The sequence below is a fragment of the Archaeoglobus sp. genome (assembly GCF_017656475.1).
GTDB lineage: Archaea > Halobacteriota > Archaeoglobi > Archaeoglobales > Archaeoglobaceae > Archaeoglobus.
Map to the genome: position 1 here is coordinate 1 of NZ_JACDNT010000061.1, position 6,849 is coordinate 6,849.

Below are 6,849 nucleotides of genomic sequence, written 5' to 3' on the forward strand. Positions count from 1 at the left end.
TGTCTTCGGCCAGCTTTCTCACTATCTCCTGCAGCCTTTCAGCGAACTCGTTGAAATAGTCCACAGTCTCTTCGAACCTCTCTGCAACCTTGACACCCTCAACCCTTGGTGGCTTCTCAACTCTCGCATTGAGGTTTCCTGCCTGCAGCTCCCTTATGCCAACAGTGAGGAGTTCGAGAGCGTTATCTGTGTAATTGAGGGTTCTCATTATTTCATCTTCTTTCTCCTTGAGCTCTGTGATGTCTATGAAGACGTCTATCACACCCGCCATTTCTCCGTCAATGTAAACCGGTACGCACGAAACAAGGACGGGTATTTCCCTCCCATCTTTCGTGCGAGTAACAGCTTGAATCCCGACCACAGCCTTTCCGGTATCCAAGACCTTGTCAGCCACAGTCCTTCCACCTTCTGTCTTGAAAAGCTCGCTTGGTTGGAGACCAATTATTTCCTCGGCCTTGCTGTATCCTGCAAGCTTCGCAATCTCATCGTTTGCATACTGCACCTTGTGTTCTCTATTGACAAAGAGGACGTAAGCGGGGAATGGCATGTTCTTGAAGACTTCTCTAATCATTTCGTAAGCTCTTTTTGCTTCCTCCTCCTTTTGCTTGATGGGCGTAACATCCACGTAGAATCCTACCATTCCTTCCAGCTTGCCATTGACCTTTACCGGAGCGCAGGAGGTGAGTATGTGCAGCAGCCCCTTCTCAGTGTTGAGTTTCACCTCTTTGTTTTCAATTTTCATGCCCCCGTTTTCCAATGCTGTTTCGATCATTGTTTTCATTCCAGCCTCTGCCATAGTTCTCTGCCCGGTTGGGTCCAGGAATATTTCTGAGGGTCTCTTTCCAATTACCTCGTCCAGATTCTTTCCGTAGAACTCAAGATTGTACTCGCTGATGTATCTCAGCTTTCCTTCAGTATCTATGAAATAGAGGAAAATAGGCTTTGGTACACTACTCACCAGCGCTTCGATGAATGCATCTTTCTGTCTCAACTGTTCTTCTAACTGGTTTATTCTTTCGAGAAGCTTATTGCACTCTTTGCTGACCTCCTCATCTTTCTTTCCCATATCATCACCGTTCAGCCTCATGTAAATGATACATAAAAAAATTTCTTATATATTTGAAGTTATTTCTAATAAATCTCGAAAAAGAATTTCGGAAGTGGAAGTTCTCTGATAATAAGATAAAAAAACAAAAAAATAAAAACTACGAAACTACTGAAAGTTCCTCTCCGCTCAGCACCTTACCTAAGTCAATCAGGATCAGCAGTCCATCTGGCAGCTTCCCAACACCTCTGAGAAACTTTGATTCCGTTCTTGATGTTATGATTTCTGGAAGCTCGTCTATGTTCTCCTTCGCCAGATACTTCACCTCTGTTACAGTATCAACCATCATGCCTATAGTGCTACCATTGTGCTCAAAAACAATTATGCGGGTGTCGTTGTCTATGGGCTTCGGCTCCATTCCGAAGCGCTTTCTGAGGTTGATTATGGTGGTTATCTGCCCTCTCAGGTTTATCACCCCCTCAATGAACTCCGGAGCGTTTGGTATGGCTGTTATCTCCTCAACCCTGATTATCTCCTTGACCTGAGATGTTTCAACTCCGTATCTCTCGTTGCCGAGGTTGAAGATTACTAGTTGGAGTGTCGAGTTTGTTTCCCCGTTCATAATCCTCATATTCTGAAACTGTCATCGATAATCTTGAGTGTCTGCTCCGCCGAACTTGCGGTCTGTTCCACACTCGCAGTGATTTCCTCGACTGCAGCGGTCTGTTCTTCTATTGCAGCAGAAGTCTCCTCTGCCGATGCTGCAGACTCTTCGGCAGTTGAAGCCACCTCATCAATGTTCCTTGCTATCTGTTCAACTCTTGCGTATCCCTCATCAGCCTGTTTGACAATTACCGCCAACCTCTTCTCAATTTCCCTGACCATATTTCCAATCTCAGCGCTCCTCTTTAGAGCTGAGAGTACTTCCTTAGAGCCAGTCTCGGACTGTTCATAGGCACGCTTTGTAGCCTCAGTAACCTTCTGCGTTTCGGAAAGAACCATCTTTATGATTTCGGTTATCTCCTCCGTGCTCTTTCTGCTCTCCTCGGCAAGCTTTCTAACCTCATCCGCAACGACTGCAAACCCCCTTCCATGCTCTCCAGCCCTTGCAGCCTCTATGGCTGCGTTCAAAGCGAGGAGGTTGGTCTGGTCTGCAATGGACTTTATTTTCTCAGAAACTTTGTCTATGTTCTTTACTGCAGTGTCCAGCTCCTTCACTATATCGGCCACGGCATTCATCTCCTTGATTATCTCTTCCATGCTACTCTGAGCGCGTCTCCCCTCCTCTTCTGCAAGTTCCGCATTTTCAGCAGTCTTTTTCGCAAACTCTGCAGATATCTTTGCCTCGTCGGTGAGTTTCTTGATATTCTCCACCACGTTCTTCGCTTCAGCAGCGGTTTCGTTCGCAATTCTTGAAAGATTTGCAGCTCCCTGTGCCATCTGCTGCGATGCTGCGCTTATTTGCTCCATTCCCGCATTTATCTGATCTACTGCCTCCTTGATTTGCTTCATTCCAGTTGCGTTTTCCTCCCCCGTGCGTCCCATCTCTCCGATGAACTTCCGCATGCTCTCTCCCAGTTCGTCGAGCGCGTCTCTGAAGGCTGCAAACTCTCCTTCCATCTTTACATCTTTTCTAACTTTTCTCGTGAAGTCTCCCTGAGCGTAGCTCTTAATGACCTCTATTCCCTCTCTTATGGGTAGCACAATTGCATCTGTCAAGTTGTTTATGTTTTCCACGAGCTTTGCGAACTCTCCGTAGGCAGTAACGTCTGCCTTGACATCAAGATTTCCTCTTGCAGCCTCACCACTAACTCTCAGAATCTCTGCAAAAAGTGCCCTCATGTCGTCAATAAATGAGTTGAATTCCTCGAACGTCGCCGCAACATCTCCACTGAACTTCTCTGCCGGAAGTTTTACACTGAAGTCACCTCTCTTGAGTCTCGATACTGCATCGGCAAGCTCTTTAAACGCATCGTCACTCAAACCATATTCTGGAGACTCCATCACGCTACTCATACTGAGAGTTTGTATTTCAGCAAGTATAAATTTTTCGTATTGCAATATAATTTCAGAAAGAAAATTTTTATTATAGAGTAACAAAACGTAACTTCAGAAACTCTGAATACTTCAATCGTATTTCGTTTTGGTATTCTCTAGTTTTATTTCATTTTTTACGAAAAACTTTTTGAAAAACTTTGTGTAATACAACCGGTGTTACAGTGTCGGAGGTGTGTTAGTGGTTGAGACGGTAGGTAGCAATACCGAAAGCGGACACGAAAGAATAACGAAGACTTTGAAGATGTTGGCAAGGAGTGGCGTTTGTGACGTGATCTCCAGCCTTAAGCCTGGTCCTCGTGGATTCTCTCAGCTTATGTTCGAGACAAAGCTGAATCCGGGGGTGCTGAGCAGACACCTGAAAGCCTTGACAGAACACGCAGTTGTAGAGAAGCATTCAAATAGTTATGGGCTGACTGACAAGGGACGCAAGCTTGTTGAAATTCTTGAAGAGATAAGTAAAACAATTAAGAATGAATAGAAATCTTTTGATATTTTTTGATTTTTTATTTTTTACGAAACCAACAAGAGAATTTCAATTATGAATTTCTTAACAGGTATTGTATCTTTAACCAAAAAAGATATACCTCTAATTCCTAGTTAATTTATGATAAGACGTTGGGGGTGTGAACGTCTGTGACCAAGGTTCTGGTTTTTAGCCTCAATGGCACAAAATGTGGAATTGAAGTGTCACAAATTAAAGAGGTTTTCAGAACCAAGAATATCATGTCGATCCCCAACGCACCAGATTTTGTTGAGGGCGTAATTAATCTGAGGGGAAAAATAGTACCGATGATAAATCTCAGGAGGCGGCTTGGAATAGTAACAAAGTGCGTAAACGGAAGCGTTTCAACAATAATTCTTGAAAGTAGGCATGGTGAAGTGGGGCTGATAGTCGATGAGGTAAGCGAAATAACTGATGTTACGTGTGAAAATATAAGTTCGATGCCGAATATACAACAGCTGAATATACAACAGGAAAAGCTGTTTAAAGGCATCGGAAAGCTTCCCGATGATTCACTTATCCTTCTCTTAGACCCTGAAAAAATTTTGCCTGCCCACCACTTCGATGCATATGCAATTCTCAACCTCCTACCCGACCCGATAGTCATCCATGATGGTAAAAAAATTCTGTTCGCTAATCAGAAGGCATTAGACGTTTTTGGGGAGATGGGAGATGTTCTCCAGCTCGCACATCCCGACCACCAACACTCGATGAGAGAGCAGATTGAAAGAGTATTGAGAGGTGAGATAGTTGAGCCAAATGAAAAACTAGTTGTCACATCGGAAGGAAAAGAAATCTGGTTTGAAATCACCCACACCACCATTCCAGGAAGTTCTGCCATATTAAGCATTTTTAGGAATGTTACTGAGAAAAAAACAGAACTCGCGAAACAAAGAATGCTGCTAAGAAAGGCAGTAGAAGTGAGTGAAGTGGTGGCGAGTGCAAAAAACCAAAATGAAGTGTTGAGAAGAGCAGAGAATATTCTTGCAGACTACAACGCTAGAATCTCCGATTACCCCGAAAACCTGAGTTTCGCCATTAACCACAACGGTAGGAGATACGGCCACCTCAACGTAAAATCTGAGCTGGAAGATGATGAGAAGTACGTGTTCAGAACACTTGCGAAGAACCTGGGTTTTATAATGAAATCTATTGAAGATAAGGAAAAGTTGCTCGGTAAACTCTCAGAGAATATTGAGCTCATAGCGTATCTTGTTGATAGAATAAGAAATCCGCTCGCGGCAATAATGGGCTACGCCGAGTTTATCGATGACGATAACATAAAGCAAAGAATAGTTAGTCAGGTTGAGAGAATAGTAGGCATTATTTCAAAACTCGATTTTGCCTGGATATCTTCCGAAGATATTATGGAAAAGCTACAAACAGGCGAATTGGACTATAATGATTTAAAAAAAGATTAAGAAACGAATAATTCTTCTTCGCTCAGTATCTTTTCGAGGTCAATCAAAATCAGTAAACCATCTGGCAGCTTCCCCACACCTCTGAGAAACTTCGATTCCGTTCTTGATGTTATCATGCTCGGAAGTTCATCAACATTCTCCTTCGCCAGATACTTCACCTCAGTCACAGTATCAACCATCATGCCTATGGTGCTACCATTGTGCTCAAAAACAATTATGCGGGTGTCGTTGTCTATGGGCTTCGGCTCCATTCCGAAGCGCTTTCTGAGGTTGATTATGGTGGTTATCTGCCCTCTCAGGTTTATCACCCCCTCAATGAACTCCGGAGCGTTTGGTATGGCTGTTATCTCCTCAACCCTGATTATCTCCTTGACCTGAGATGTTTCAACTCCGTATCTCTCGTTGCCGAGGTTGAAGATTACAACCTGTATCGTGGAATTCTGGAAGCCCATTTGAAGCATTGTCACCACCTTCAAAAATTAAGTGAGATTGCTGAATTTTTTCGTGAGCAACTCCATGTTCTCCTGTGCCAGCTGCAGCAGCCTTTCGGACCCGTTGGCTATCTGCTGAACCGCAGCAGTCTGCTCCTCTATTGCTGCTGAGGACTCTTCACTTGCCGCAGCAGACTCTTCGGCAGTTGAAGCCACCTCCTCGATATTCTTTACAAGAGCTTCGAGCTTCTCAATTCCCCTCTGAGATTCTGCAGCTATATCGTTGAGCATTCTGTCTATTTCAGCCACCATCTTCCCTATTTCTTCAGACATTTTCAGAGCCTCATTAATCATCTCTCCACCTTCATTTGATTCTGTTTTCACCTTTCTTACAGCATCTATAACTCTCTGAGTTGCCTCTGTAACGCTTGCAACTATCTCCGCAATTTCTTCAGTGCTCTTCCTGCTCTCCTCTGCAAGCTTTCTAATCTCATCCGCAACAACCGCAAACCCCCTTCCATGCTCTCCAGCCCTCGCGGCCTCTATTGCTGCGTTCAAAGCGAGGAGGTTGGTCTGGTCTGCAATGGACTTTATCCTCTCCGTCACCTTGCCAATGTTTTTGACGGTCTCGTTCAGATCCTCAACAATTTGTCCCGCGATGTCAATTTCGTTCATCACTTCCTGAAGCTTGTTGATGGCCGCCTCTCCACTCTCTCTCGACTTTCCAGCGTACTCCATGGCGTTGTTTGCATACTTGCTTGACTCAGCTATGTTTGAGTTGAGCATCTCAAACAAATCCATGGTTTCCTTAACCAGAGCGTGTGAGTTGTTCGCCAGTCTCGATAAATTCTCTGCTCCGGTGGCTATTTGCTGGGAAGCTGAGCTTATCTGCTGCATTCCTGCGTTTAGCTGGCTTATTGCCTCCATGTTCTCCTTGGCCATCTCCTCAGTTTCCTTCATGGCTTCAGTTACCTCACCTAAGAGTGTGCCCACTTCCTCTGCGAGGGTGTTTATAAGTTCGAAGACTCTGCCGTACTCACCGTCTTCCACCCTCTCAAGCCTGTAACTCCAGTTTCCAGACAAAAGCTCCTGAAGTGCGTTCTCTAACTGCTGCAGATACTGGCTGTGCGCCTTGTGCTCAACTTCAAAAACTTCCGAACTCATGCTTTCACCACCTCCCCCAACTTTCCGAACGGGATTTCAATTACAGATTACTTTCTTGAAAATAATATATAATATATTCCTCCATATAAGAAATTCCATTTTTGAAATTTTTAATAGGTAAATCCTCGTGTATAGTCCCAAAAAATTTGACTTTAAATACCCTCCAACAACTAATGGGTTACGGCAGACTGACAGAGAGGAAGATAAGGTACATTGTAAGGCACAAGA

General features: G+C 44.1%; 7 protein-coding genes. 2 read left to right on the top strand and 5 right to left on the bottom strand.

Translation table 11 applies throughout. The features are described 5' to 3' along the window. The 3 genes from H0Z19_RS11220 to H0Z19_RS11230 form a co-directional block, all read right to left on the bottom strand. Window positions 1-1,087, bottom strand: a 1,087-nt coding sequence (locus H0Z19_RS11220) for a PAS domain-containing protein (RefSeq protein WP_290726666.1), incomplete at its 3' end; no start/stop codon positions are given. 118 nt (window positions 1,088-1,205) lie between these two features. Beyond that, complete coding sequence (locus H0Z19_RS11225; protein ID WP_290726668.1) at window positions 1,206-1,667, bottom strand: chemotaxis protein CheW; 462 nt, start codon at window positions 1,665-1,667, stop codon at window positions 1,206-1,208. A 5-nt stretch (window positions 1,668-1,672) separates the two neighbouring features. Beyond that, the gene (locus H0Z19_RS11230) at window positions 1,673-3,061 is read right to left on the bottom strand and encodes a methyl-accepting chemotaxis protein (RefSeq protein WP_290726670.1); all 1,389 of its coding nucleotides are present in this window, start codon (window positions 3,059-3,061) and stop codon (window positions 1,673-1,675) included. A gap of 220 nt (window positions 3,062-3,281) precedes the next feature. Between H0Z19_RS11230 and H0Z19_RS11235 the strand changes: the two genes are divergently transcribed. Both H0Z19_RS11235 and H0Z19_RS11240 read left to right on the top strand, forming a co-directional pair. Next, window positions 3,282-3,581 (top strand): winged helix-turn-helix domain-containing protein, encoded by a 300-nt coding sequence (locus tag H0Z19_RS11235; RefSeq protein WP_290726672.1) that lies wholly within the window; start codon window positions 3,282-3,284, stop codon window positions 3,579-3,581. Between the two features lie 155 nt (window positions 3,582-3,736). Further along, window positions 3,737-5,026 (top strand): chemotaxis protein CheW, encoded by a 1,290-nt coding sequence (locus tag H0Z19_RS11240; protein WP_290726674.1) that lies wholly within the window; start codon window positions 3,737-3,739, stop codon window positions 5,024-5,026. Here the strand turns inward: H0Z19_RS11240 and H0Z19_RS11245 are convergent. Both H0Z19_RS11245 and H0Z19_RS11250 read right to left on the bottom strand, forming a co-directional pair. Then, window positions 5,023-5,487: a chemotaxis protein CheW gene (locus H0Z19_RS11245; RefSeq protein ID WP_290726676.1), complete on the bottom strand. Its 465-nt coding sequence runs from the start codon at window positions 5,485-5,487 to the stop codon at window positions 5,023-5,025. The genes H0Z19_RS11240 and H0Z19_RS11245 overlap by 4 nt on opposite strands. Window positions 5,488-5,505: 18 nt before the next feature. Next, the gene (locus H0Z19_RS11250; protein ID WP_290726678.1) at window positions 5,506-6,621 is read right to left on the bottom strand and encodes a methyl-accepting chemotaxis protein; all 1,116 of its coding nucleotides are present in this window, start codon (window positions 6,619-6,621) and stop codon (window positions 5,506-5,508) included. Between the last annotated feature and the right edge of the window lie 228 nt (window positions 6,622-6,849).

Coding starts and splice junctions, on each gene's coding strand:
- H0Z19_RS11225 (WP_290726668.1), bottom strand. CDS start 1,667: ATGAACGGGGAAACAAACTCGACACTCCAACTAGTAATCTTCAACCTC.
- H0Z19_RS11230 (WP_290726670.1), bottom strand. CDS start 3,061: ATGAGTAGCGTGATGGAGTCTCCAGAATATGGTTTGAGTGACGATGCG.
- H0Z19_RS11245 (WP_290726676.1), bottom strand. CDS start 5,487: ATGCTTCAAATGGGCTTCCAGAATTCCACGATACAGGTTGTAATCTTC.
- H0Z19_RS11250 (WP_290726678.1), bottom strand. CDS start 6,621: ATGAGTTCGGAAGTTTTTGAAGTTGAGCACAAGGCGCACAGCCAGTAT.